General features: G+C 74.0%; 22 protein-coding genes. 12 read left to right on the top strand and 10 right to left on the bottom strand.

What is annotated here, in order from left to right; translation table 11 throughout:
• Positions 1 to 32 precede the first annotated feature (32 nt).
• Together ACZ402_RS19350 and ACZ402_RS19345 are read left to right on the top strand one after the other, a co-directional pair.
• A complete protein-coding gene (locus tag ACZ402_RS19350) occupies positions 33 to 884 on the top strand; it encodes a dihydrofolate reductase family protein (protein ID WP_375825673.1) in 852 nt (283 codons plus the stop codon).
• A 5-nt stretch (positions 885 to 889) separates the two neighbouring features.
• Positions 890 to 1,375, top strand: a complete 486-nt coding sequence (locus ACZ402_RS19345; protein ID WP_375825674.1) for a hypothetical protein — start codon at positions 890 to 892, stop codon at positions 1,373 to 1,375.
• 58 nt (positions 1,376 to 1,433) lie between these two features.
• On the opposite strand, the gene cuyB is transcribed toward ACZ402_RS19345, so the two are convergent.
• The gene (gene cuyB / locus ACZ402_RS19340) at positions 1,434 to 2,174 is read right to left on the bottom strand and encodes a cysteate racemase (RefSeq protein WP_375825675.1); all 741 of its coding nucleotides are present in this window, start codon (positions 2,172 to 2,174) and stop codon (positions 1,434 to 1,436) included.
• A gap of 72 nt (positions 2,175 to 2,246) precedes the next feature.
• On the opposite strand from cuyB, the gene ACZ402_RS19335 reads away from it, so the two are divergent.
• From ACZ402_RS19335 to ACZ402_RS19325, 3 genes are read left to right on the top strand one after another with little or no spacing between them, the layout of a single operon-like run.
• Entirely contained in the window at positions 2,247 to 2,834 is a 588-nt protein-coding gene (locus tag ACZ402_RS19335) for a GNAT family N-acetyltransferase (protein ID WP_375825676.1), read from the top strand.
• Positions 2,835 to 2,839: 5 nt separating this feature from the next.
• Positions 2,840 to 3,523, top strand: a complete 684-nt coding sequence (locus ACZ402_RS19330) for an HAD family hydrolase (RefSeq protein WP_375825677.1) — start codon at positions 2,840 to 2,842, stop codon at positions 3,521 to 3,523.
• A 48-nt stretch (positions 3,524 to 3,571) separates the two neighbouring features.
• Positions 3,572 to 4,804, top strand: coding sequence for a carboxylate--amine ligase (locus ACZ402_RS19325; RefSeq protein ID WP_375825678.1), 1,233 nt, complete (start codon positions 3,572 to 3,574; stop codon positions 4,802 to 4,804).
• Between the two features lie 101 nt (positions 4,805 to 4,905).
• Here ACZ402_RS19325 and ACZ402_RS19320 read toward each other — a convergent pair whose 3' ends face one another.
• Entirely contained in the window at positions 4,906 to 6,069 is a 1,164-nt protein-coding gene (locus ACZ402_RS19320; RefSeq protein WP_375825679.1) for a DegT/DnrJ/EryC1/StrS family aminotransferase, read from the bottom strand.
• 199 nt (positions 6,070 to 6,268) lie between these two features.
• The gene (gene gndA / locus ACZ402_RS19315; RefSeq protein ID WP_087471924.1) at positions 6,269 to 7,705 is read right to left on the bottom strand and encodes an NADP-dependent phosphogluconate dehydrogenase; all 1,437 of its coding nucleotides are present in this window, start codon (positions 7,703 to 7,705) and stop codon (positions 6,269 to 6,271) included.
• A 265-nt stretch (positions 7,706 to 7,970) separates the two neighbouring features.
• Between gndA and ACZ402_RS19310 the strand changes: the two genes are divergently transcribed.
• The 6 genes from ACZ402_RS19310 to ACZ402_RS19285 all read left to right on the top strand — a co-directional run bounded on the left by ACZ402_RS19310 (position 7,971) and on the right by ACZ402_RS19285 (position 15,275).
• The gene (locus ACZ402_RS19310; protein ID WP_375825680.1) at positions 7,971 to 8,594 is read left to right on the top strand and encodes a DUF3000 domain-containing protein; all 624 of its coding nucleotides are present in this window, start codon (positions 7,971 to 7,973) and stop codon (positions 8,592 to 8,594) included.
• Positions 8,591 to 9,865: an HRDC domain-containing protein gene (locus ACZ402_RS19305; protein ID WP_375825681.1), complete on the top strand. Its 1,275-nt coding sequence runs from the start codon at positions 8,591 to 8,593 to the stop codon at positions 9,863 to 9,865. The genes ACZ402_RS19310 and ACZ402_RS19305 overlap by 4 nt, the downstream gene beginning before the upstream one ends.
• A 21-nt stretch (positions 9,866 to 9,886) precedes the next feature.
• Positions 9,887 to 10,930 carry a lipid II:glycine glycyltransferase FemX gene (locus ACZ402_RS19300; protein ID WP_313663928.1) on the top strand — a complete coding sequence of 348 codons (1,044 nt, stop codon included), beginning with the start codon at positions 9,887 to 9,889 and terminating at the stop codon, positions 10,928 to 10,930.
• 192 nt (positions 10,931 to 11,122) lie between these two features.
• Positions 11,123 to 12,418 (top strand): thiolase family protein, encoded by a 1,296-nt coding sequence (locus ACZ402_RS19295; RefSeq protein ID WP_375825682.1) that lies wholly within the window; start codon positions 11,123 to 11,125, stop codon positions 12,416 to 12,418.
• Between the two features lie 2 nt (positions 12,419 to 12,420).
• Positions 12,421 to 14,586, top strand: a complete 2,166-nt coding sequence (locus ACZ402_RS19290) for a 3-hydroxyacyl-CoA dehydrogenase NAD-binding domain-containing protein (protein WP_375825683.1) — start codon at positions 12,421 to 12,423, stop codon at positions 14,584 to 14,586.
• A 116-nt stretch (positions 14,587 to 14,702) separates the two neighbouring features.
• Complete coding sequence (locus ACZ402_RS19285) at positions 14,703 to 15,275, top strand: hypothetical protein (RefSeq protein ID WP_375825684.1); 573 nt, start codon at positions 14,703 to 14,705, stop codon at positions 15,273 to 15,275.
• A gap of 1 nt (position 15,276) precedes the next feature.
• Here the strand turns inward: ACZ402_RS19285 and ACZ402_RS19280 are convergent, their stop codons facing one another.
• The 7 genes from ACZ402_RS19280 to pflB all read right to left on the bottom strand — a co-directional run bounded on the left by ACZ402_RS19280 (position 15,277) and on the right by pflB (position 23,044).
• Positions 15,277 to 16,047, bottom strand: coding sequence for a PIG-L deacetylase family protein (locus ACZ402_RS19280; RefSeq protein WP_375825685.1), 771 nt, complete (start codon positions 16,045 to 16,047; stop codon positions 15,277 to 15,279).
• Positions 16,048 to 16,268: 221 nt separating this feature from the next.
• Complete coding sequence (locus ACZ402_RS19275) at positions 16,269 to 18,320, bottom strand: DEAD/DEAH box helicase (RefSeq protein WP_375825686.1); 2,052 nt, start codon at positions 18,318 to 18,320, stop codon at positions 16,269 to 16,271.
• Positions 18,317 to 18,703 carry a type II toxin-antitoxin system death-on-curing family toxin gene (locus ACZ402_RS19270; RefSeq protein WP_175008631.1) on the bottom strand — a complete coding sequence of 129 codons (387 nt, stop codon included), beginning with the start codon at positions 18,701 to 18,703 and terminating at the stop codon, positions 18,317 to 18,319. Before ACZ402_RS19270 ends, ACZ402_RS19275 begins: the two co-directional genes overlap by 4 nt.
• Before the next feature lie 2 nt (positions 18,704 to 18,705).
• Complete coding sequence (locus tag ACZ402_RS19265; protein ID WP_108047630.1) at positions 18,706 to 18,903, bottom strand: CopG family transcriptional regulator; 198 nt, start codon at positions 18,901 to 18,903, stop codon at positions 18,706 to 18,708.
• A gap of 60 nt (positions 18,904 to 18,963) precedes the next feature.
• Positions 18,964 to 19,587, bottom strand: a complete 624-nt coding sequence (locus ACZ402_RS19260; RefSeq protein ID WP_375825687.1) for a GrpB family protein — start codon at positions 19,585 to 19,587, stop codon at positions 18,964 to 18,966.
• Between the two features lie 131 nt (positions 19,588 to 19,718).
• A complete protein-coding gene (pflA, locus tag ACZ402_RS19255) occupies positions 19,719 to 20,711 on the bottom strand; it encodes a pyruvate formate-lyase-activating protein (RefSeq protein WP_375825688.1) in 993 nt (330 codons plus the stop codon).
• 20 nt (positions 20,712 to 20,731) lie between these two features.
• The gene (gene pflB, locus ACZ402_RS19250) at positions 20,732 to 23,044 is read right to left on the bottom strand and encodes a formate C-acetyltransferase (protein ID WP_375825689.1); all 2,313 of its coding nucleotides are present in this window, start codon (positions 23,042 to 23,044) and stop codon (positions 20,732 to 20,734) included.
• A gap of 377 nt (positions 23,045 to 23,421) precedes the next feature.
• Here pflB and ACZ402_RS19245 point away from each other — a divergent pair, with 377 nt between their 5' ends.
• A complete protein-coding gene (locus ACZ402_RS19245) occupies positions 23,422 to 24,519 on the top strand; it encodes a carboxylate-amine ligase (protein WP_375825690.1) in 1,098 nt (365 codons plus the stop codon).
• The last annotated feature ends 19 nt before the right edge of the window (positions 24,520 to 24,538 follow it).

Genomic DNA, 24,538 nt, shown 5'->3' with positions numbered 1-24,538 from the left:
TCCAGCCTACGCCTGCGGCTAACCTGGCCGCTGTGACCTCCACCACGGCGACCCCGGCCGGGCGCACCGACCTGCCCCCGCTCGACGTCCTGCTCCCCGCCGCGGAGCACCTGCCGCCCGACGCGCGCGAGGAGCGCCTCGCGGCGCTCTACGCGTACGGCCCGCCCGCACGCGGGTCGCACGTCGTGCGCGCCAACATGGTCGCGAGCGTCGACGGCGCGGCGTGGGGCCCGGACCACCGCTCGGGGTCGATCAACGACGACGCGGACTGGCGCGTCTTCCGCGTCCTGCGCGCGCTGGCCGACGTCGTCCTGGTCGGTGCAGGGACCGCCCGCGCGGAGGGATACACCGCGCTCGACCGGCCGCGCGGTCTACGACACCTGCACGACGCGCCGCTCGAGCTCGCGATCGTCACCCGGACCGGCCGAGTCCCCGAGGCGCTCGCCCGCGGCGACCGTGCGCCCTTCGTGCTCACCGGCCCCGCCGGGGCGGCCGCGGCGAGGGGCGCCGTGCCCGCAGACCGGGTGCTCGTCGTCGGGCACGACGCGGAGGGCACCTCGCCCGGGCCGGACGCCGCCGTCGACCTCGCCGCGGGGCTCGCCGCGCTCGCCGACCGCGGCCTGGCCCGCGTGCTCACCGAGGGCGGGCCGACGCTCCTGGGCGACCTGCTCGCGGCGGACCTGGTCGACGAGCTGTGCGTCACCACGACGCCGACCGTCGTCGGGCAGGGGCCCGGCCGGATCGTGGCCGGGGCGGCGCCGTCGGGCACGACCGCGCTCCCGCCCCGGGGCGCGCGCCTCGCGCACCTGCTGCACAGCCCCGAGGACCGGCCCGGCTCCCCCGCCGGTACGACCGCCGCGCGCTGGCTCCTGCCGATAGGCTGATCCGCGTGACCGACACGATCCTCGTCCTGACCGAAGACACGCTGAACCCGGCCGACGTGCAGCACATCCTGTCGCTGCACGAGGACGAGCAGCTCGCCTACCGGGTGCTCGTGCCCGCGGACACGGAGCGCAACGTGATCTCCGGGATCATCGACCACCTCAGCGTGGGCGAGCTCAAGGAGGCGTGGGACGAGGTCCTCGGTCGCGAGCCCTCGCCGGTCCAGGCGACGGTGACGGCGGGCGAGCAGCTCGAGCGCAGCGTCGCGGAGCTGCGCGCGGCGGGGCGCGAGGCCGACGGCTCGGTCGTCGACGACGACCCGCTGCCCGCGCTGCACAAGGCCGTCGCCGCGGACGGCGTGCGCGAGATCGTCGTCGTGACCTACCCGCACGCGGTCGAGGACACGTTCCACACCGACTGGGCTTCCCGCGCGCGCGAGGAGCTCCACGTCCCCGTGCTGCACCTGTACTCGGGCACGAGCGAGCTGGGCTGACCCGGCGTCGAGCCTCTCTGCCGAGGCAGAGGCCCGGTCCGTCGAGGGAGGGGCCTGGTCAGGCCCCGCGGACGCGGTGCCCTGCGCGGCGGATGGTCGCGCGCGCGAGCTGGTCGGTCGAGTCGAGGTAGAGCGGGTCGGCGAGCAGGTCGTGGTCGACGGCGACGACCGACAGCTCCGTGCAGCCCAGCACGATCACCTGGGCACCCCGCTCGACGAGCCGGCCCGCGACGGCGCGGAACGTCTCGATGTCGACCGGCCGGCCGGCCTTGACCTGCTCGTAGATGATCTGCGAGACGAGCGCCTGGTCGGCCTCGTCCGGGACGAGCGCGTCGACGCCGTGACGCGCGAAGGCGTCCTGGTAGACGCCCGACGCCGCGGTCCCCGCCGTCGCGAGCAGACCCACCGCGCGCAGGTCCGCGACCCGCGACCGGGCCGCGTCGACCGTCGTGTCGATGATGGACACGAACGGGACGCTGATCGCGTCGAGCACCTGCTGGGTGAAGTAGTGCGCCGTGTTGCACGGCATCACGAGGAAGTCCGCCCCGAAGCGCTCGAGCCGTTCCGCGTCGCGCGCGAGCACCGGGCCCGGGTCCGCGTCCGAGCGGCCGAGGATGAACGCCGTGCGGTCGGGGATCGTCGCGTGGTTGAGCACGACGGCGTCCACGTGGTCCTGGTCGCGCTCCGCCTCCGTGAGCTCGACGAGGAGCTGGAGGAAGTACGCCGTGGCGAGCGGCCCGACCCCTCCGAGCACTCCGACGAGGGGCTGGGCGTGGTCCTGGTCCGGTCGCGAGGTCACCCGTGGATCCTACGGCGGCCCACGTCCCGGACACCCCCTCGGCCCCCGCGCCGACCCCGCCATGCTGTGCCCATGGCTCCGATGCTCGCCGGACCGGCGGTCGACCCGCGCGCCTTCGCCGTGCCGCAGCCCGTGCTCGACACCGGCGACGGCCTGCGGCTGCGCCCGTGGACCGGTGACGACGCCCCCGCGCTGCGCGAGGTGTACGACGACCCGGCGGTCCGGCGGTGGCACGTCCGGTCGCTCACGACCGACGACGAGGCGCGCGACGTCGCGCTCGGGTGGGCGGCGCGCTGGGGCGAGGCGGCCGGCGCCTCGTGGGCCGTCGTCGACCAGGAGGGCACGCTCTGCGGGCGCGTCGCGCTGCGCGACGTGTCGCTGCAGGACGGGAGCGCCGAGGTCGCCTACTGGACGGTGCCGACGGCCCGCGGCCAGGGGGTCGCGCCGCGCGCGCTACGCACCGCGACGCGATGGGCCTTCGGCGCCGGCTTCCACCGACTGTGGCTCGAGCACTCGGTCGACAACGCACCGTCGTGCCGCGCGGCCGCCTCGGCGGGCTACGCCGCGGAAGGGGTCCGGCGCTCGGCCGTGCTGCACGCCGACGGGTGGCACGACATGCACACCCACGCGCGGATCGCGCCCGAGGCGTCGCTAGGGTGACTGGCATGACACTGCGTCACGTCCTGTTCGACGCCGACGGCGTGCTCCAGCACATCCCCGAGGGCTGGTATGCGGCGGTCGAGCCCTACCTCGGCGACCGGACCCGGGAGTTCCTGCTCGAGACGTGGAGCGAGGAGCTGCCCATGCTGGTCGGCGACGGCGACTATCTCCCGGTCCTCGCCGCGGGGCTCGAGCGCTACGGCGTGACGGAGCCGGCGGAGGACGTCTACCGCGCGATCTGGTTCGACGCGCTCGAGGTCGTCGACGCGTCGTTCGACCTCGTGCGCGGGCTGCGGGCGAGCGGCTACGGCGTGCACCTCGGCACCAACCAGGAGAGCCGGCGCGTGTCGTTCATGCGCCAGACCCTCGGCTACGACGCGGAGTTCGACACGAGCTGGTACTCGTGCGAGCTCGGGATCGCCAAGCCCGACCCGCGGTTCTTCGTCGAGGCGGCCCGGCGCATCGGCGCGGACCCGGACGAGGTGCTGTTCGTCGACGACACCGCGCGCAACGTCGAGGGCGCGCGCGCCGCCGGCATGGTCGGGGTGCACTGGGACGTCTCGCGCGGCCACGACGAGCTCGTGCGCACGTTGGCCGGGCACGGCGTCGCCATCCAGGCCGGTCAGGGCGCCGCGGGCGAGGGCGTCGCGAGTTACGGCAACCCGGGCGCGGCCGTACCCGGCCCGTAGGATGGCGGACGCCCGCCGACCACACAGAGAAACGGACGACCCTCCGCGATGACGTACGGCAACGCCGAGTTCCTCCCCATCGTCCTGGGGACCAACCTCAACACCTACAACATCGCGAGGTCGTTGCACGAGGCGTACGGCGTCCGCACGCTGGCCCTGGGCCGCTTCCCGCTGCGCGAGACGGCGGACTCCCGCATCGTCGACGTGCGCACCTACCGCGACTTCGACGACCCGGAGCGCATCGTCGCGGTCCTGCGCGAGCTCGCCGAGGAGTTCCCGGGCCGCAAGCGCCTGCTCGTCGCGAACATCGAGTTCTACACGAACGTCGTGATCGCGCACCGCGCCGAGCTCGAGGACCTGTACGTCATCCCGCTCGTCGGCCAGGAGCTGGCCGCGCGCCTCATGAACAAGACGGACTTCTACCGCACCTGCGCGGAGCTGGGCGTGCCGCACCCGGAGACGGTGATCGCGACGGCGGCGGACGTCGACGCGCCGGGCTTCGGCGAGAACCTGCCGTTCCCCTACCCGCTCATCCTCAAGCCGTCGGACACGGACACGTACCCGCGCCTGCGGTTCGAGGGCAAGAAGAAGGTCTACCTGGTCCAGGACGCGGCCGAGCTGCGCGACGTCGGGCGCCGCATCTACGCCGCGGGGTACACGGACGACCTCATCGTCCAGGAGTACCTCGCGGGCGACGAGTCGGTCATGCGCGTGGTCAACACGTACTCCGACCGGCACGGCCGCCTGCGGTTCCTCTCCGCGGCGCAGATCGTGCTCGGCGAGTACGACCCGAAGCTCGTCGGGAACTACAACGCCGTCGTGACGATGAAGGACGACAAGCTCACCGAGTCGGTCCGGCACCTGCTCGACAGCCTCGGCTACGTCGGCGCCGCGAACCTCGACGTCATGTACGACCGCCGCACGGGCACGAGCAAGATCCTCGAGGTCAACCTGCGCCAGGGCGCGGCGAGCTTCTACACGATGGCGGCGGGCGGCAACCTCGCCCGCTGCTACGTCGAGGACCTGGTGCACGGGCGCGAGCTCCCCGAGCAGGTCACGTCGGAGGCGCGCCTGTGGGTGAACGTGCCCTACCCCGTCGTGCGCGCCCTCGTGCCGGTGTCGCTGCGCCACCGCGTGAAGAAGGCCCGCAAGCACGGCGTGTGGCACACGCTGCGCTACGCGCCCGACAGGAGCCTGCGCCGCCGCCTCGACGTGTGGCGCGTCGACCTGCGCCACACGCTCGACTACGTGAAGTTCGCGCGCTCCCGCCCGTCGGCATGATGCTCCCGTCGACCAGGCGGTCTCGGCGCGTCCCGTGTCACTGACGCGCAGGGATCGCCTGTTCGGCCGGCCGGGATCGCCTGGTCGAGGGGGTCAGGGGTTCACAGTGCGGAGCGCACGGCCTCGACGATGCGGCGCGCCGTCGCGGCTCCCACCGTGGTCGGGAGGTTGACGACGCGGGCCACGAGGTCCTCCGTCGTCGCGAGCGCGGGGTCGCCGGGCGTGTACCCGTAGACCGTCGGGTCGTCCGGGCCAGGGAACAGCGCGGGGCGGTACCACTTGCCGACGTAGAACCCGGCGACGGTGAGCTCCCGCACGAGCCGGTCGGCGGTCGCCGCGTCGGGCGCGAAGAACGGGAACCGGACGAGCGGCGCGCGCTCGCCGACCCCCGCCGGCACCTCGACGACGTCGGACAGCCCGCGCACGTACTCCGCGACGGTGTCCGCGCGACGCGCCTCGACGTCGCCGCTCGACCGCAGCGCGTCGACCATCCGGCCGGTGACCCACGACGACGGCCGCTGCGGCGGGTGCGCGAGGCCGCCCCGGTTCTCCACGGGCGCGATCGCCGGCTCGTACGCTCCGACGGCGGTGAGCGCGCCGCGGACCTTGCCCGCCGCCCCGCCCGGGAGGCGGTTGAGCACGCGGACCTGCGTGCGGAAGCTGCGCGCGGCGAGGTCGAGCCGGGCCCCGACGACCGGCAGCGCGTCGAGCGCGGACACGATCGCGGCACGCAGCGCCGGGTCGAGCGCCGGGCTCACCCACACGGCACCGCCGAACCGCGTCGGCAGCATCTTCTCCACGCCGAACGAGTGGAACGAGACGTCCGCGACCGGCGACCCGTCGGCGTCGCGCGCGAGGCGCGTGACGCAGTGCGCGCTGTCCTCCACGAGGAGCGCCCCGACCGAGCGCGCCGCGGCGCGCAGCCGGAGCGCGGCCGCGTCGTCGACGATGCCGAACGTGTTCTGCAGCACGACGGCGCGCGTGTCCGGCCCGACCGCGAGCCGGTCGGGGTCGATCGCGACGGTCGCCGGGGACACCTCGGCGTAGACGGGCCGCAGGCCTGCGACGAGGACGGGGTCGACGGCCGTCGAGCACGTGAACACCTGGGTGACCACCTCGCCCGCGCCGCGCACCTCGGCGAGCGCCCGGAACACGACCTCCATCCCGTAGCGGGCCTTGAAGACGAGGAACCAGTCGGCCGGGTCGGTGCCCGTCCGGTCGGCGAGCATCCTCGTCGCGGTCGCGTCCTGCGGGTGGCGGCTCATCGTTCTCCGTGTCGTCCGGCGTCAGGGGGGTCAGAGAGGTCGGGCCGACGCAGCGGCCCGCCGGGCCTAGCCTGCCACGTCACCCGACGGGCCCGGACCGCGCGCGGCGTCGGGCCCGACTCGGGAGCGGCGGACGCACCGACGGCGGCCGTCGCGCCGGAGCGCGACGACCGCCGTCGGTGCGTGCGGTGGTGAGCCGTCAGGCGTCGGACTCGGTCCGGTCGCCCGACCACTCGGTGTGGAACGTGCCCGCCTTGTCGACGCGGCGGTAGGTGTGCGCGCCGAAGAAGTCGCGCTGCGCCTGGATGAGCGCGGCGGGCAGGCGCTCGGCCCGGACGCCGTCGTAGTAGGCGAGCGACGACGAGAACGCGGGCGTGGGGACCCCGTTCAGCGCGGCCTGCGACACGACCCGACGCCAGGCGGCGAGGCCGTTGCCCACCGCGCCGGTGAAGTACTCGTCCGCGAGGAGCAGCGGGAGCTGCGCGTCGCGCTCGTACGCCTCGGTGATGCGGTTGAGGAAGCGCGCGCGGATGATGCAGCCGCCGCGCCAGATGCGGGCCATCGCGCCGCGGTCGATGTCCCAGCCGTACTCGGCGGACGCGGCCGCGATCTGGTCGAAGCCCTGCGAGTACGCGACGACCTTCGACGCGTACAGCGCGAGGCGCACGTCCTCGACGAACGCGTCGCGGTCCTGCACGTCCCACGCGGCGGCGTCGGCGGGCAGCGCGGCGCGGCCCGCCTCGCGCTGCGGGACCGAGCCGGACAGCGCGCGGGCGAACGTCGCCTCGGCGATGCCGGTGATCGGCACGCCGAGGTCGAGGCCGTTCTGCACCGTCCAGCGGCCGGTGCCCTTCTGCTCCGCCTGGTCGAGCACGACGTCCACGAACGCCTTGCCGGTCTCCGCGTCCACGTGCTGGAGCACGTCCGCGGTGATCTCGATGAGGAACGACTCGAGGTCGCCCGTGTTCCACTGCGCGAAGATCTCGCCGATCTCCTGCGCGGACGCGCCGAGCCCCTGCTTGAGCAGGTCGTACGCCTCGGCGATGAGCTGCATGTCGGCGTACTCGATGCCGTTGTGCACCATCTTGACGAAGTGGCCGGCGCCGTCGGGGCCGACGTAGGTGCAGCACGGCACGCCGTCGACCTTCGCCGAGATGTCCTCGAGGATCGGGCCGAGGCTCTGGTAGGACTCGCGCGTGCCGCCGGGCATGATCGACGGGCCGTTGAGCGCACCTTCCTCGCCGCCCGAGACGCCGGTGCCGACGAAGTGCAGGCCCTGCGCCGCGAGCGCCTTCTCCCGGCGGATCGTGTCCGGGAAGTGCGCGTTGCCGGCGTCGACGACGATGTCGCCCTCCTCCAGCAGCGGCACGAGCTCGTCGATGACGGCGTCGGTGGCCGCGCCCGCCTTGACCATGATGACGACCTTGCGCGGACGCTCGAGCGAGGCGACGAAGTCGGCCATCGACTCGGACGGGACGAAGTCGCCCTCGCTGCCCGCCTCGGCGATCAGGGACTCGGTCTTGGCGTACGAGCGGTTGTGCACCGCGACCGTGTAGCCGTGCCGGGCGAAGTTGCGGGCCAGGTTGCGACCCATGACGGCGAGTCCGGTCACACCGATCTGTGCGCGTGCTGACATCTGCTTCCCTGCTCCTCGAGGGTCGGTCCCGGCGCACGACGGCTGCGCGCGGGGAGGGCGCGGAGCCGTTCCAGGCCGGGCGCGGGCGCGCGGCCGGGTGCACCGGTGATGGATACGCCGCCAGCCTAGTCCTCGTGCGCCGCACCGCTCCCGAGGGGCCACGATCCGGTCACCCGCAGCGTTCTTGACGAAGTCGGGATCACGATTCGATGACAGCCGCGCGGCGTGCGTCCGGTTCGTCCGGTCGGCTCGTAGTGTGCCGAGGGTGATCACCGCTCACGGGACCGACGCTCCCCCGGAGTTCCGTGCCGTCCTCGACGCCCTCGGCGCGCGGCGGCTGCGACCCGAGGTGACGCTGCGCGAGGTCCCTGCCCCCCGCCGGATCGCGCCGTGGTCGGTCGCGCTCACGGGCGAGGTCGAGGCCCCGCGCGCCGACGACCCCGACCTCGCGTCGGGGCGGTTCATCGTGCTTCACGACCCCGCGGGGCAGGAGGCGTGGCAGGGCAGCTTCCGCGTGGTGACGATGGTGCGCGCGACGCTGGAGCCGGAGATGGCGTCCGAGGAGATGCTCGCCGAGGTCGCGTGGACCTGGCTCGAGGACGCGCTCCACGACACCGGTGCGGCCGTGCGCGCGGAGGGCGGCACGGTGACGCGCGTGCTGTCGCAGAGCTTCGGCGCGCTCGCCGGGAAGGACAACGACGTCGAGCTGGAGATGCGCGCGTCGTGGACCCCCGTGCCCGCGGGCCCCACCGGTCCGGCGGACCTCGGCGACCACCTCGCGGCCTGGGCGCAGCTGCTGTGCACGGCAGCCGGGCTACCTCCCCTGCCCGACGGCGTCACGCCCCTCGGTGCTCGACCCCCCGCCCGACGCAATACCGTGAACCCATGAGCTCGACCGCAGCACCCGCACCCCCGCCGCTCGACCCGACCCCCGCGACCGGCACACAGCAGACCGTCGTCACGCCGCTCACCGAGCCGTCCGACGGGCTCGGCCGCGTCGTGGACACCCCTGCCGCGTTCGCGCGCGTCGTCGACGCGTTCGCCGCCGCGAGCGGCCCGGTCGCCGCCGACGCGGAGCGCGCCTCGGGCTACCGCTACGGTCAGCGCACCTACCTCGTCCAGGTCCGTCGCGAGGGTGCAGGGACGGCGCTCGTCGACCCCGTCGCCGTGCCCGACCTGTCGCCGCTGCGCGAGGCGGTCGGGGACGCGGAGTGGGTGCTGCACGCCGCGTCCCAGGACCTGCCGGGCCTCGCCGAGCACGGCGTGGTCCCCGCGAGCGTGTTCGACACCGAGCTCGCGGCCCGCCTGCTCGGCATGGAGCGCGTCGGCCTCGCGGCCGTCGTCGCGGACGTGCTCGGCCTCGGCCTCGCGAAGGAGCACTCGGCGGTCGACTGGTCGACCCGCCCGCTCCCGGACGACTGGCTGCGGTACGCCGCGCTCGACGTCGAGGTGCTCGTCCCGCTGCGCCGGGCCCTCGGCGAGCGGCTCGAGGAGGCGGGCAAGGCCGGCTGGGCGGCGGAAGAGTTCGAGGCGGTGCGGACCGCCGGTCCGCCGCCGCCGCGCCCCGAGCCGTGGCGGCGCACGTCCGGCACGCACACGCTGCGCGACCCGCGTCGGCTGGCGGTCGTGCGGAGCCTGTGGGAGGCCCGCGACGCGACCGCTCGCGCGCGGGACATCGCGCCCGGCCGCGTGCTGCCCGACCGCGCGATCGTCGCCGCCGCCGAGGCGCTGCCCCGCACGGCCGGCCAGCTCGTCGAGCTCCCCCCGTTCGCGGGCAAGGGCACACGCCGCCGGGCGGCGTACTGGCAGCGCGCGATCGACGCCGCGCTCGCGCTGCCCGCGAGCGCCCTCCCCACGACACGGGGGCCGCGCACGGACGCCCCACCGCCGCCGCGCGCGTGGGCCGACCGCGACCCCGGCGCCGCGGCCCGCCTCGAAGCGGCGCGCGGCGTCGTGCAGGGGATCTCGGAACGGTTCGCGCTCCCGGTGGAGAACGTGCTCCAGCCCGACGCGCTGCGGCGCCTGTGCTGGACGCCGCCGGACCCGCTCGATGCGGCGGGGATCGCCGCGTTCCTGCACGGGCGCGGCGCGCGCGACTGGCAGGTGGCGCTCGTCGCCGAGCCCCTCGCGCAGGCGTTCGCGAGCATCGGGCGGGCGTAGCGAGCGGGTAGGGTCGTCCGCGTGCACGACGCGAACCTGACGATCCGGACAGTCACCGACCGCGCCTCCTGGGACGCCCGGGTGAACGAGCTCGGCGGCCACCCCCTCCAGCTCTGGGGCTGGGGCGAGGTCAAGGCCACGGGAGCGTGGACCCCGCACCGGGTGGAGGCGGTGGACGCCGACGGCCGCGTCCGCGGCCTGGCCCAGGTGCTCGTGCGCTCGCTCCCGGCGCAGTTCAAGGCGCTGTGCCACGTGCCCCGCGGGCCCGTGATCGCGCCGGCGGGAGACGGCTGGGGCGCCGGCCCGGGCGTGGGCGACGACGCGACGCGCGACGCCGTGACCCGTGCGGTCGTCGCGTGGTGCAAGACGACGGTGGGCGGCGTGGGCGTCACGATCGAGCCCGACTGGCCGGTCGGGACGCACCTCGCGCTGCCCGACGCCCGCCCCGCGGCGAACCCGATCCTCTACCCGGTGACGCTGATCCTCGACCTCACGAAGTCCGAGGACGAGCTGACGAAGGCCATGGGCAAGTCGACGCGGTACGACATCCGCAAGGCGGCGCGCACCGGGCTCGAGGTGCGCCGCGTGACGGACGAGGCCGAGGTGCGCCAGGTGCTCGACGTCTACCACGAGACCGCCGAGCGCGCGGGCTTCGCGCTGCACGACGACGAGTACTACCTCGCGATCCACCGCGAGCTCGGCGAGCACTCGGTGCTCGTCGCCGCGTTCTCCGAGGGCGCGCCGGTGTCGTTCGTGTGGTGCGTGTCGTCGGCGACGACGTCGTTCGAGCTCTACGGCGGCATCAACGACGCGGGGCGCAAGCTTCGCGCGAACGCGCCGGTGAAGTGGCACGCGATCACGCTCGCGCAGCAGGCCGGCCTGGTCCGGTACGACATGAACGGGCTGCTCAACGACGGGATCAGCGAGTTCAAGCGCAGCTTCGCCCAGCACGACGACGAGCTGGTCCACAGCGTCGACGTGCCGTTCTCGATGTGGTACTCCGCCTGGAACAAGGGCCTGCCGACCGCGAAGAAGGTCGTGCGCAAGCTCCGCGGGAGCCGCTGACCCCTCCGCTCGGCCTCCTCGACAGCCCTCAGAGACCCGGTATCGCCCGATGCGATACCGGGTCTCTTCATGTCGTAGCATCGGTCTCGTGCTTTACCGATACTCGCGGTAGCGTGTATCGCACGTACGACCCCCGAGCGGTGCCGCTCCCGGACACCGCCGTCCCGACCATCTGCATCGGATGGAGATGCCATGACCGTGGCCAACGAGGCCCCCTCTCCCACCTCGGCACCCACCCCGGCGGCCAGCCAGCGATCGCGTCACCGCCCCGTGCGCGACGTCGTCTTCGTGGAGGGCGTGCGCAGCCCGTTCGGCAAGGCGCGCCCCGACGGGATCTACGCCGAGACGCGCGCCGACGACCTCGCCGTGAAGACGATCCGCGAGCTCCTGCGCCGCCGCCCCGAGCTGCCCGCCGAGCGGATCGACGAGCTCGCGCTCGCCGCGACGACGCAGACCGGCGACCAGGGCCTCACCCTCGGCCGCAGCGTCGCCGTGCTGGCCGGGCTGCCCAAGTCGGTGCCCGGCTTCGCGATCGACCGCATGTGCGCGGGCGCGATGACGGCGGTCACGACGACCGCGGCGAACGTCGCCGTGGGCGCGCAGGACGTCGTGGTGGCGGGCGGCGTGGAGCACATGGGCCACCACCCCATGGGCGAAGGGTCGGACCCGAACCCGCGGTTCGTCGCCGAGCGCCTCGTCGACTCCTCCGCGCTCGTCATGGGCGCGACGGCCGAGAACCTGCACGACCGGTACCCGCACCTCACCAAGGAGCGTGCCGACGCGTACGCCGTCGCGAGCCAGGCCAAGTACGCCAAGGCGCTGGCGAACGGCGACATCTCCCCCGACCTCGTGCCGGTCGCGACCCGGTCGACCGAGCTCGGGTGGGGCCTGGCCACGGCCGACGAGCTCCCCCGCCCCGGCACCACGGTCGACTCGATCCGCGACCTCAAGACCCCGTTCCGCCCCGGCGGGAAGGTCACCGCGGGCAACGCCTCGCCGCTGACCGACGGCGCGACGGCGTGCCTGCTCGCCGCGGGCGACGTCGCCGACGAGCTCGGGCTCCCGGCGCGCATGCGCCTCGTCGCGTACGCGTACGCGGGCGTCGACCCCGAGGTCATGGGCATCGGGCCGGTCCCCGCGACCGAGCGCGCGCTCGCGTCCGCCGGGCTGACGATCGACGACATCGGCCTGTTCGAGATCAACGAGGCGTTCGCGGTCCAGGTGCTCGCGTTCCTCGACCACTTCGGCATCGCCGACGACGACGAGCGCGTCAACCAGTACGGGGGCGCCATCGCCATGGGCCACCCGCTCGCGTCGTCGGGCGTGCGCCTCATGACGCAGCTCGCGCGCCAGTTCGAGCAGCACCCCGAGGTGCGCTACGGCATGACGACCATGTGCGTCGGCCTCGGCATGGGCGGCACCGTCATCTGGGAGAACCCGCACCACGCCGACTACTCCGGCCACACCTTCGAGACCGCGGAGAACTGACGATGAGCGCACCCACCGACACCCAGACCCCCGCGGCCTCCCAGGACGCGACGAAGGACGCCTCCCGCGGCGAGCGCGTCACGCACTCGCGCGTGCGCGACGTCGCGCTCCCCGGCGGCACGGGCACGCTCGCCCTGGTCACGCTCGACAACGGGCTCGACCACACGAAGCCGACGACGCTCGGCCCCGAGGGCCTCGCGGAGCTGCACGCGACCCTCGAGACGCTGCGGCGCCGGGCCGCGGACGGCGAGATCGTCGCCGTCGCGATCACCGGCAAGCCGTACTTCCTCGCCGCGGGCGCGGACCTCACGCAGGCCGCGGCCGTCCAGGTGCGCGACGACGCGCTCGCCCTCGGGCGCGCCGGGCACGCCGCCTACACGCTGCTCCAGGACATGGGCGTGCCGACGTTCGCGTTCGTCAACGGCGTCGCGCTCGGCGGCGGCCTCGAGGTCGCGCTGAACTGCACGTACCGCACCGTGGCGTCCGACGCGGGCGCGCTCGCGCTGCCCGAGGTCGGCCTGGGCCTGGTCCCCGGCTGGGGCGGCGCCTACCTCGTGCCGCGCCTGCTCGGCGTCGAGAAGGCGATGGACGTCATCCTCGCCCGCCCGGCCGCGAACAAGCCGTTCAAGGCCAAGGAGGCGTACGAGATCGGCCTCGTCGACGCGCTCTTCGAGGCACCCGACTTCCTCGAGTCCTCGCTGCGCTGGGCCGGGGCCGTGCTGCGCGGCGAGATCGTCGTCGAGCGGCGCGAGCTCGACCCGCAGCCCGTGTGGGACGCCGTCGTCGCGGGGACGCGTCAGCGCCTCGACGCCGTGGTCGCGGGCTCGCGCCCCGCCCCCTACCGCGCGCTCGACCTGGTCGCCGCCGCGCGTACCGCGTCGCGCGAGGAGGCGTTCGCCGCCGAGGACGAGGCCCTCGCGGACCTCATCATGAGCGACGAGATGCGCGCGAGCGTCTACGCGTTCCAGCTCGTCTCGAAGGGCAAGCGGCCCCAGGGCGCGCCCGACGCGAAGCTCGCCCGCCCCGTCACCCGCGTGGGGATCGTGGGCGCGGGGCTCATGGCCGCGCAGATCGCGCTGCTGTTCGCCCAGCGCCTCCAGGTGCCCGTCGTCATGCGCGACCTCGACCAGGAGCGCGTCGACAAGGGCCTCGGCTACGTCCGTGCGACGGTCGAGAAGCTCGTCGGCTCGGGCCGCATGTCCGCGGACACGGGCGCGCGCATCGTCGGCTCCGTGCACGGCACGACCGAGCTCGGCGACTTCGCGGGCTGCGACGTCGTCATCGAGGCGGTCACGGAGATCCTCGGCCTCAAGAAGAAGGTCTTCGCCGAGCTGGAGGGTGTCCTCTCGCCCGAGGCCGTGCTGCTGACCAACACCTCCGCGCTGTCCATCACGGAGATGGCGGCCGACCTGCAGCACCCCGAGCGCGTCGTCGGGATGCACTTCTTCAACCCCGTCGCGCAGATGCCGCTCGTCGAGATCATCCAGGCCGCGAAGACCGACGACGCCGCGCTCGCGACGGCGTTCGCCATGACGAAGAAGCTCCGCAAGACGGCGGTGCTCGTCGCCGACCGCCCCGGGTTCGTCGTCAACCGCCTCCTCATCCTGCTCATGGGCAAGATCGTCGAGGCGGTCGAGAACGGCACGTCGGTCGAGGTCGCGGACCGCGCCGTCGCGCCGCTCGGCCTGCCGATGCCGCCGTTCGCGCTGTTCGACCTCGTCGGCCCGGCGGTCGGCCTGCACGTCCTCACGTCGCTGCGCGAGGACCTGGGCGACCGGTTCCCCGAGTCCCCCGGCCTCCAGCGCATCGTCGACGAGCAGATCCCCGTCGTGCTCGACGCGCCGAAGGGCCTGCCCAAGCCGGTCGACCCGGCGATCCAGCGGGTCTTCGGGACCGGCGAGGCGGGCGGCCCGGGGGCGCTCGACGAGGCGGGCGTCCTCGACTCCGTGCTCACGGCACTCACGCAGGAGATCGGGCTCATGCTCGACGAGGGCGTGGTCGCGAGCCCGTCGCAGATCGACCTGTGCATGATCCTCGGCGCCGGGTGGGGCTTCCACCTCGGCGGCATCACGCCGTACCTCGACCGCACGGGCTACAGCGAGAAGGTCCTGGGCCGCCGCTTCCTGCCCGACGGCGTCGCGAACGTCCCGGCGGCGTCGCGCGCCTGAGCGACCGGGGTCGGACGCCGGGCCGCGAGCGCCCTCCCGTGGTCGTACGACGACCGCGCGGAGGTTCCGCTCGCGGCCCGATCCGCTGGCGCCACGCGCTCCGTAGCGTCGTGGCCATGACAGACCGCACCCCCGCCCAGCCCGCCACCGACCTCCCCCTGACCACGACGCCGCGCGGCACGACCGAGCGCCGGATGCTCGGCGCCCTCACGCTGGCCGCCGGCGCTGCCCTCCTGCTCTCCGCGTGCGGCAGCATCGGCGAGGCGGTCGCCGAGAACCGTGCCGGCCACACCAAGACCTACGCGTTCGCGACCGGGAAGACGGGCAAGGCCGAGGCCGTGCTCCCCGACTGGGTCCCCGACTCGGCCACCGACGTGCGCGAGGTGGTCCGCACGACGGGCGACGAGCGGATCCTCACGATGACGGCCGACCTCGGCGCCCTGCCCGAGAGCTGCACGCCCGTCTCGGCGGAGCACCCGCTGGAGCCTCGACCCGAGCGTGGCGACCTGACCGCGGCGGACTACCGCACGTCGGCGACGCTCAGGGCGTCGTGGTGGGAGGAGGGCACGGAGCAGGGCGCCACCGCGATGTGCGGGAAGTGGTGGGTCGGCGCGCAGGACGGCAGGCTCTTCGGGTTCGCGCCCGAGCTCAAGGTCGTGGAGGTCGAGGACCAGCCCGACCCGGCCTGAGTCAGTCCTCCCAGCCCATGCGCAGCACCTCGAACGCGACCGCGTGCGGGACGCCCATGCGCTCGCCCGTGGGCGCGCTCATGGACGCGAGGAACGCCGCGGGGTCGAAGTCCTCCCACCCCAGCCCGTCGAGGTAGGCGGCGTGCGCGCGCAGCGACGCGACCCCCGCGTCGAACGTCGCGCTCACGTCGACGCCGTGCGCGCTATCGGGCGAGGCCGCGACCCAGACCTGGCGCACGCCGCCCCAGGGCTCGACCCCGTCCGTCTCGACCTGCTCACGGAACACCCACCGGTTCCCCGCGTCGCGCACGGCGTCGACGACGGCCCGTCCCGTCGCGATGTGGTCCGCCTGGTTGAGCATCCCGCCCGGGAACGTCTCGCGGTAGTTCCCGGTGATCACGACGTCGGGCCGGTGGCGCCGGATCGCGCCCGCGATCGCACGGCGCAGCGGCAGGCCGTACTCGAGCACGCCGTCCGGCAGCCCGAGGAACTCGACCTCCTCGACGCCGACGATCCGCCCGGACTCGATCTCCTCCGCCTCGCGCACGCGTCGCGCCTCGTCCGGGTCCATGCCGTCGATGCCGGCCTCGCCGCTCGTGACCATGCAGTACACGACCCGCTTGCCCTGCCCCGTCCATCGCGCGACGGCAGCGGCGGCGCCGAACTCCATGTCGTCGGGATGGGCGACGACCGCGAGCGCAGTGGACCAGTCCTCGGGCAGCGGGGTCAGGGGCGCGGCGGGGGTCGCGGAGGTGCCGGTGTCGTCGCTCATACGACAGACGCTAGGCCGTCAGGCGCGCGCCGTCGCGCCCGGACCGTCGCTCAGTCCTCGACGACGGCGTCCTCGACCGAGGTGACCGCCGGGTCGACGAAGAGCCGCTCCCGCTCGGCGTCGACCACCGCGCGCGCGAGCGACGCCTCGGACACGTCGACCGCGCCCGCGACCTCCTCGGCGAGCGCGCTGCGCCGCGCGTACGCGTCGAACAGCCGCGCCTACGTCCCGAGCAGGCGCACGAGGTGCTCGTCGACGCTGTCGACCGTGAGCAGACGGTGCACCTGGACGGTCTCGACCTGACCCATGCGGTGGGCGCGGGCGACGGCCTGGGCCTCGGTCGTGGGCTTAGTCTGGGGCTCGCACAGGATCACCACGGAGGCGGCCTGGAGGTTGAGGCCCACTCCCCCGACGTCGATCTGGCTCACGAGCACGCGCGGCTCCTCGGCCGCGGTGAAGTCGTCGACGATCGTCTGGCGCGTCCGGGCGGCCACGGAGCCGGTCAACGGAGCGAGCGCGAGGTCGCCGAGCGCGCGCACGACGACGTCCACGACGTCCCGGAAGTACGAGAACACCACGACCTTGCGCCCGTTCTCGGCCGCCTCGCGCGCGAGCTCCACGAGCCGGCGCAGCTTCGCCGAGTCCTCGGGGTGGTCGACCGCGAACGCCGCCCGCCGCATCGCCATGAAGGACCCCGCCGCGACCGCCTCGCGGTACGCCGCGCCGTCGACCGCCCCGAGCCGCTCCCACTCGTCGACCTGCACCAGCTCGGGCAGCTCCTCGAGCACGTCCTCGGCGTTGCGCCGCAGGTAGGCGGGCGCCACGGCGTGCCGGAACGCGTCGGGGCCCGCCGCGCCGTGCGCGGCATCGAGACGCTCGGCGAGCGCGGGCTGGAGGTAGCCGACCAGGGTGCGGAACTCGGCGACCCGGTTCTCCATCGGCGTCCCGGTGAGGAGCAGCACGTGCTGCGTCCTGGCCGCGAGCGCCGCGACGGCGACCGAGCGCTTCGCGAGCGGGTTCTTCACGTAGTGCGCCTCGTCCACGACGAGCACGGCGGGGCCGACGGACCCGGCCGTCACGAAGGCCTCGGTCCCGGCGCGGCGCAGGCCCGCGAACGTCACGACCGCGACGCCACCGGTCGCGCGCCACGCCTCGGCGGCCTCGTCGCGCTCCTCGCCGTGCACGGCGTGGACCGGGAGGTCCGCGTGCGCGCGCAGCTCGCGCACCCAGTTCTCCAGGACGCTCGCAGGGCACACGACGAGCGCGTGCGTCGCGCCGCGCGCGAGGAGGTGCGCGACGACGGCGATCGCCTGGACGGTCTTGCCGAGCCCCATCTCGTCGCCGAGGACGACGCGCCGCTGCGCGAGCGCGAAGCGCGCCCCGAACGCCTGGTACCCGCGCAGCGAGACCCGCAGCAGAGTCTCGTTGAGCGTCTGCGTCTGCACGCGGTCCACGAGCTCCGCGGGCAGGTGGCCCGCCGCGGCGGCGACGTCTCGGCCGGTGGGGGCGACGCCGTCGAGCAGCGCGTAGTACGCCGCGGACCGGCGCCGGAAGTCCGCCCAGGCGTCGTAGGGGCGCGCGGGCTCCGTGAGGAGCGCGGTGACGCGGCGGGCCTCCTCGGCCAGCCCCGTCTCGCGGGCCCGCTCCGCGACCCCGGCGAGCGTCGCCACCGCCGCGAGAACCCGACGACGCCGCTCGCCCCAGGCGAACAGGCGGCGCGGCCCGCTCGCGGCGACCCGTGCGTCGTCGCGCACGAGCTCGTGCGTCGCGAGCGCGGCGCGCACCTGGTCGCCGTACCGGGCGAGTGCGGCGTCGGCCTGGTCGAGCGTGTGCAACGTCTGGACGAGAGCGGTCGCGACCGGTTCCGTCGGGGTGAGGTCGATCCGGAAGCGCAGGCTCTCGCGCACCGCGCGCGCGACCTGTTCGGCGGCGGCGAGCAGGTGCGTCGCGGTCTGCGGCCCGATGTCGGGGATCGTCTCCAGGCCCTCGCGCCCGAGCCGCGCGACCTCCCCGACCGTCCGCACGCCTGCGCCGGCGAGCGCCCCGAGCCGCAGCCGCTCGCGCGTGACGTCGCGCAGCGACGCGACGTCGACGGTGTCGAGTCGCGCCAGGACCTTCTCCTCGCGGCTGTCGCCGAACGCGGCGCGCACCTGCTCGCGCGCCGTCCCGGGTGCCGCGGCGAGCGCCGCGAGCAGCGCGGCGAGGGCGTCCGCATCCGCGACGACCGTCCGAGCGGTGGCGACGTCGGGCAGCGCGCCGCTCGCGGCGGTCACGACTCGCGGCGCACGACGTGCTCCGCGAGCTTCTGCGCCACGGTCTCGACGTCGTCGATCTCGCCGGCTGCGACACCGACGACGAGGGCGTACGCGGTGTCCTGCGGCATGACGAGCCGCACCCCGTTGAGCGCGTAGAAGAGTCTCACCGCGACCCAGCCCAGTCGCTTGTTCCCGTCGATCAGCGCGTGGTTCTTCGTGACGGAGAGAAGCAGCGCCGCTGCCTTCTCGTCGAGGGCGGGGTAGGCCTCGACGCCGTACATCGACGCGGCCGGACGCGCCAGTGCGGACGACAGGAGCCCGTAGTCGCGGACGGCGGGCGGGTGCCCGAGGAACGCCGTGGCGGCGGCGACGAGGTCGTCCTCGTCGAGGTAGACGACCACGGCTACTGCGCGAGCCGGTCGAGCAGCTCCTGGTCCTCCGCCACGATGTCGGCGAGCAGCCGGTCACGCATCTCGCGCCGCTTCGCGTCGTACTCCACGACGGCGCGCGCGACGGCGGTGTTCGCGGAGACGCCCTCGCGGCGGGCGATACGCTCCAGCGCCGCCTGCGCGTCGTCGTCGAGCCGCAAGGTCATAGCCACGTGAGCTCCTCTCATTTGGTACCACCACGGTATCAGTGCTCGGGCGGCGCCGTGCAGGGATCAGGCAGGAGCGTTCGCGCGCTCGGCGAGCCAGCGCTCCATCCGGGACTGCGCCGCGTCGAGGAACGCCGTCTTGTCACCCGTGTAGTCGTCGTAGTCGTCGGCGTCCGCGTGGCGTGCGGCGAGGCTGCGCTTCGTCGCCTCGTACGCCGCGGCCTCGGCGGAGACGGCGCGCAGCCAGTCGCGGAACGCGACGACGTACGCCGCGAACGGCGAGCCGAGGCGCCGGACGTGCAGGATCACGGGCGGCTCGTCCTCGTCGCCGGGGCGGGTGAGCAGTCGCTTGGCGTAGAGCTCGGGGGCGGGGTCGGCGCCCGGGCGCGGGACGTCCCGGTACACGCCGGGCGAGTCGGGGCGCGCCCCGCGCTCGATCGAGAACCCGAGCGGCCCGAGCGCGGATTCGAGCGCCGCTTCGGAGGGCAGCGGCGCGATGCGCACCTGGAGGTCGATGATCGGCTTCGCCGCGAGCCCGGGGACGGCCGTCGACCCGATGTGCTCGACGACGACCGGGCTCGTGCCGTCGGGGCTCGCGAGGTCGGCGAGCGCGCCGGCGACGCGCTCCGTCCACCGCCTCCCGGTGTCGGCCCATCGGGGGTCGTGGATGTCGACGGTCGCTGCGGGCACCCGTGAACCCTACGACCCGGCCCCGCCTCGGGAGCGCAGGCCCACCGAGACGTGAGAAGTGGCCCCGGGACCATGGCGGTCCGGGGCCACTTCTCGGGTCTCGGCGAGCGGGCGCTCGTCGGCAGGTCGGGTCAGTACGTCGTCAGGCCGTGAGCGCGGAACTGGTCGCGCACGCGCTCGGTGAGCTCGGCCGACGGAGCGGGCGTGTCGTCGAGCTCGTAGGTGCGCCCGAGGGCGTCCCACTTGTCGCGGCCCATCTGGTGGAAGGGCAGCACCTCGACGCGTGTCACCGTGCCGGGGCGGATCGCGTTGAGCGAGGCCGCGTACTCCGCGACCTTCTCCACGTTGTCCACGTCGTCGGTGAGGCCCGGGACGAGGACGAAGCGCACCCACACCTCGGGCGCGTGGCCGGTGAGGCCGCGCTCGGCGATCCGTCGTCCGAACCTCAGGGTCGGCTCGAGGTCGCGGCTCGTGACCTTCTTGTAGGTGTCGGGGTCGCCCGACTTCACGTCGAGCAGCACGAGGTCTGTGTCGTCGAGCATGGCGTCGGTCGCGTTGGCGCCGAGGAAGCCCGACGTGTCGAGCGCGGTGTGCACGTCCATCGCCTTGGCGCCGCGCAGCACGCGGGCCGCGAACGCGGGCTGCATGAGCACCTCGCCGCCGGAGAGCGTGAGCCCGCCGTGGGTGGCTCGGAAGACCGGCAGGTAGCGCTTGACCCGCCCCAGGAGCTCGTCCGCCGTGACGGGCCGACCGTCCTTCATGGCGAACGTGTCGGGGTTGTGGCAGTACAGGCACCGCAGCGGGCACCCGTTGAGGAACACCGTGAGCCGGGTCCCCGGGCCGTCCACGGCGGTGACGAGCTCCCAGGAGTGGACCGAGCCGAGCTCGCCTGCGCGCATCGCCGCGAGCTTGTCGGCCCGGTCCACGTCCGCGACCGTCAGCCCGTCCAGGCCCGCGCCCGCCCGGCGGGCGTGGCCCACGGGCGTGCCCGACGCGGCGGGCTCGACCGCGGAGGTCGGGGCACCCGGGACGTCGAGGCGCGTGGCGTCGTCGGGCAGGGTGCCCCCGGCGACGCCGCACCCGCGCGACGGGCGGACGGCGGGGCCGGGAAGGGTGACGGTCATGGCGGGCTCCTCAGCGCTCGTCAGAGCGCGCCGTGGAAGGTGCGCGAGAGCACGTCGAGCTGCTGCTCGCGCGTGAGGCGGACGAAGTTCACCGCGTACCCGGACACGCGGATCGTCAGCTGCGGGTAGTTCTCCGGGTGGTCCATGGCGTCCAGGAGCGTCTCGCGGTTCAGCACGTTGACGTTCATGTGGTACCCCTCGGACCCGATGTAGGCGTCCAGGAGGCCGGCGAGGTTGGTGACCTGCTCCTCCTTGGTGCGCCCGAGGCCGCTCGGCACGACCGTGTTGGTCAGCGAGATGCCGTCCTGCGCCTCGTCGTACGGCAGCTTGGCCACCGAGAGCGCCGAGGCGAGCATGCCGTGGGTGTCGCGCCCGTTCATCGGGTTGGCGCCCGGGGCGAACGGCTCGCCGGCGCGGCGGCCGTCGGGCGTGTTGCCCGTCGCCTTGCCGTACACGACGTTCGACGTGATCGTCAGGACCGACTGCGTCGGCACCGCGTCGCGGTAGGTCGGGTGCGTGCGCACCTTCGCCATGAACCGCTCGACGAGGTCGACGGCGATCGCGTCGGCCCGGTCGTCGTCGTTGCCGTACGTGGGGAACTCGCCCTCGGTCACGTAGTCGACGACGAGGCCGCGCTCGTCGCGCACGACGGAGACCTTCGCGTGCTTGATCGCCGAGAGCGAGTCCGCCGCGACGGACAGGCCCGCGATGCCGCACGCCATGGTCCGCAGCACGTCCTTGTCGTGCAGCGCCATCTCGATGCGCTCGTACGCGTACTTGTCGTGCGACCAGTGGATGCAGTTGAGCGCCTCGACGTAGGTCTCGGCGAGCCAGTCCATGGTCGCGTCGAACTTCGCCATGACGTCGTCGAAGTCGAGCACGTCGCCCTCGACGGGCGCCGCCACGGGCGAGACCTGCTTGCCGGAGATCTCGTCGCGGCCGCCGTTGATCGCGTAGAGCAGCGTCTTGGCGAGGTTCACGCGAGCACCGAAGAACTGCATCTGCTTGCCGACCCGCATCGGGGACACGCAGCACGCGATCGCCGCGTCGTCGCCCCAGTGCTGGCGGATGAGCTCGTCCGACTCGTACTGCACGGCCGAGGTGTCGATCGAGACCTGCGCGCAGTAGTCCTTGAAGCCCTGCGGCAGCTCCGGGCTCCAGAAGACCGTCATGTTCGGCTCGGGGGCCGGGCCGAGGTTGTAGAGGGTCTGGAGGAAGCGGAACGAGTTCTTGGTGACGAGCGGGCGCCCGTCCTCGCCCATGCCGCCGATGGTCTCGGTGACCCACGTCGGGTCGCCGGAGAACAGGGCGTCGTACTCGGGGGTGCGCAGGAACCGCACGATGCGCAGCTTGATGACGAAGTCGTCGATGATCTCCTGCGCCTCGGACTCCGTGATGCGGCCGGCCTCGAGGTCGCGGTCGATGAACACGTCGAGGAAGGTCGACGTGCGGCCGAGCGACATCGCGGCGCCGTTCTGCTCCTTCACCGCGGCGAGGTAGGCGAAGTAGAGCCACTGCACTGCCTCGCGGGCGGTGGTCGCCGGGCCCGAGATGTCGTAGCCGTACTCGGCGGCCATCTCCTTGAGCTCGCCGAGCGCGCGGATCTGCTCGGCGTGCTCCTCGCGCTCGCGCACGACCTGCTCGCTGAACGGCTGCGCGTCGAGGCCGAGCTTGTCGAGCTTCTTCGCGGCGATCAGCGCGTCGACCCCGTAGAGCGCGACGCGGCGGTAGTCGCCGATGATCCGGCCGCGGCCGTAGGCGTCGGGCAGGCCGGTGATGATGTGCGAGCTGCGGGCCGCGCGCACGTTCGGCGGGTAGACGTCGAACACGCCCTGGTTGTGGGTCTTGCGGTACTCGGTGAAGACCTTCTTCAGGGTCTCGTCGACCTCGTAGCCGTAGGTCTGCAGCGCGCCCTCGACCATGCGCCAGCCGCCGTTCGGCATGATCGCGCGCTTGAGCGGGGCATCGGTCTGCAGGCCGACGATCACCTCGTGCGCCTTGTCGATGTAGCCGGGCGCGTGCGCCGTGATCCCCGCGGGCGTGTGGGGGTCGACGTCGTAGATCCCCATCTCGCGCTCCTCGGGGAACATCGCGGACAGCGTGTCCCAGATCCCCGTCGTGCGCTCCGTGGGCCCGGCGAGGAACGACGCGTCGCCCGTGTACGGGCGGTAGTTGCGCTGGATGAAGTCGCGCACGTCGACCGTGTCGCGCCACGGGCCGTCGGTGAAGCCCTCCCACGCGGGGACGTGCGCGGTGTCGTGCTGCGCGTCGACGCCGCCCTCCACCGCACGGCCGCCGCTCGTCGTGCCGGGTGCCTCGGAAACGCTGGTCATCTGGACCTCCCTCGTGCCTGACGCGCGGGTCCGCGCGCCGGCCGGACCCGCCGGTCTCCCCGGCCTCGGGTGGAGGCCCTCGTGGGAGGTCCGACGGGCTCCTTCGCCACCTCCAGGCTAGGTTCACGCGGCGTCGCGCGGAGGGGTTTCGGGCCGTCCGGGGACCTAGGTCCCGAGCCGGGCGGGACCCCGCGGGAACCGCGGGATCTCGCCGTTTCCTCACCGCTTACACCCCGTCGCGACCACCTCTTGTGATGACCTTCACAAGCCCTCGGAAGCTGGCTGCGACCCCGGCAGCGCACCCCCGTGACGCACGACACGGACGCACGTCACACGCCCGCCCGACGTGGTCGCGGCTTCCGTGTGAGACTGCCCGGGTGAAGCGCACCGTAGGGGTCGAGGAAGAGTTCCTGCTCGTCGGCGACGACGGCCACCCGGTCGCCCGGGCCGCGGAGGCCCTGGAGGCGTCGGGGACCGACGAGAAGGGCGGCGGGACCGGCTCGCTCGAGTCGGAGTTCATGGAGGAGCAGCTCGAGACCGCGACCCACCCGCGGCGCGAGCTCGACGACCTCGCGACGGAGATCCGCGCGGGCCGGCAGCGCGCCCAGGAGGCCGCGGACCGCGTCGGCGCCCGGGTCGCCGCGCTCTCCACCTCGCCCCTGCCCTTCGAGGGCACCACCGTCTCGCGCCTGCGCTACCTCGAGGCCCGCGCCGCGTTCGGGCTCACGGCGCGCGAGCAGCTCACGAGCGGGTGCCACGTGCACGTCGCCGTCGCGGACGACACCGAGGGGGTCGCCGTCCTCGACCGCATCGGGCCGTGGCTCTCCACGCTCCTCGCGCTGAGCACCAACTCCCCGTTCTGGCAGGGCCAGGACAGCGGGTACGCCAGCTTCCGGTCCCAGGTCTGGTCCCGCTGGCCGACGTCGGGGCCCACCCGGGCGTTCGGCTCGCCCGAGGCGTACCGCGACGCGGTCGACACCCTCGTCGCGACCGGCACGATCCTCGACGAGAACATGGTCTACTTCGACGCCCGGCTGTCGTCGCGCTACCCGACGGTCGAGATCCGCGTCGCCGACGTGTGCCTCGACCCCGACACGGCGACGCTCCTCGCGGCCCTCAGCCGCGGCCTCGTCGAGACGGCGGCGCGCGAGGCCGCGGACGGCGTCGCGGCACCGGAGCTCCGCCCCGAGATCCTGCGGACCGCCTCGTGGCGCGCCGGGCGCTCGGGCCTCGAGGAGGACCTGGTCTCGCCGCTCACGTGGCGCCCCGCCCCGGCGCACGACGTCGTTGGGCTGCTCGTCGCGCACGTGCGGGACGCGCTCGTCGACGCGGGCGACCTCGACGCCGTGACGGAGCTCCTCGGACGCCTCTGGTCCGGCGGGAACGGCGCGCAGCGCCAGCGCGCGTGGCACGCAGCGTCCGGCGGGGATCTGCGCGCCGTCGTCGAGCAGGCCGTGGAGGTCACGCACTCCTGACGCCCCGGCCGCCGGCGCG

It is taken from the genome of Cellulosimicrobium sp. NPDC030954 (genome assembly GCF_055571305.1).
This window is presented reverse-complemented; position numbering and strand designations above follow the sequence as displayed.

Coding starts and splice junctions, on each gene's coding strand:
- ACZ402_RS19325 (WP_375825678.1), top strand. CDS start 3,572: ATGACGTACGGCAACGCCGAGTTCCTCCCCATCGTCCTGGGGACCAAC.
- pflB (WP_375825689.1), bottom strand. CDS start 23,044: ATGACCAGCGTTTCCGAGGCACCCGGCACGACGAGCGGCGGCCGTGCG.
- pflA (WP_375825688.1), bottom strand. CDS start 20,711: ATGACCGTCACCCTTCCCGGCCCCGCCGTCCGCCCGTCGCGCGGGTGC.
- ACZ402_RS19285 (WP_375825684.1), top strand. CDS start 14,703: ATGACAGACCGCACCCCCGCCCAGCCCGCCACCGACCTCCCCCTGACC.
- ACZ402_RS19335 (WP_375825676.1), top strand. CDS start 2,247: ATGGCTCCGATGCTCGCCGGACCGGCGGTCGACCCGCGCGCCTTCGCC.
- ACZ402_RS19290 (WP_375825683.1), top strand. CDS start 12,421: ATGAGCGCACCCACCGACACCCAGACCCCCGCGGCCTCCCAGGACGCG.
- ACZ402_RS19280 (WP_375825685.1), bottom strand. CDS start 16,047: ATGAGCGACGACACCGGCACCTCCGCGACCCCCGCCGCGCCCCTGACC.
- ACZ402_RS19295 (WP_375825682.1), top strand. CDS start 11,123: ATGACCGTGGCCAACGAGGCCCCCTCTCCCACCTCGGCACCCACCCCG.
- gndA (WP_087471924.1), bottom strand. CDS start 7,705: ATGTCAGCACGCGCACAGATCGGTGTGACCGGACTCGCCGTCATGGGT.
- ACZ402_RS19330 (WP_375825677.1), top strand. CDS start 2,840: ATGACACTGCGTCACGTCCTGTTCGACGCCGACGGCGTGCTCCAGCAC.
- ACZ402_RS19320 (WP_375825679.1), bottom strand. CDS start 6,069: ATGAGCCGCCACCCGCAGGACGCGACCGCGACGAGGATGCTCGCCGAC.
- ACZ402_RS19305 (WP_375825681.1), top strand. CDS start 8,591: ATGAGCTCGACCGCAGCACCCGCACCCCCGCCGCTCGACCCGACCCCC.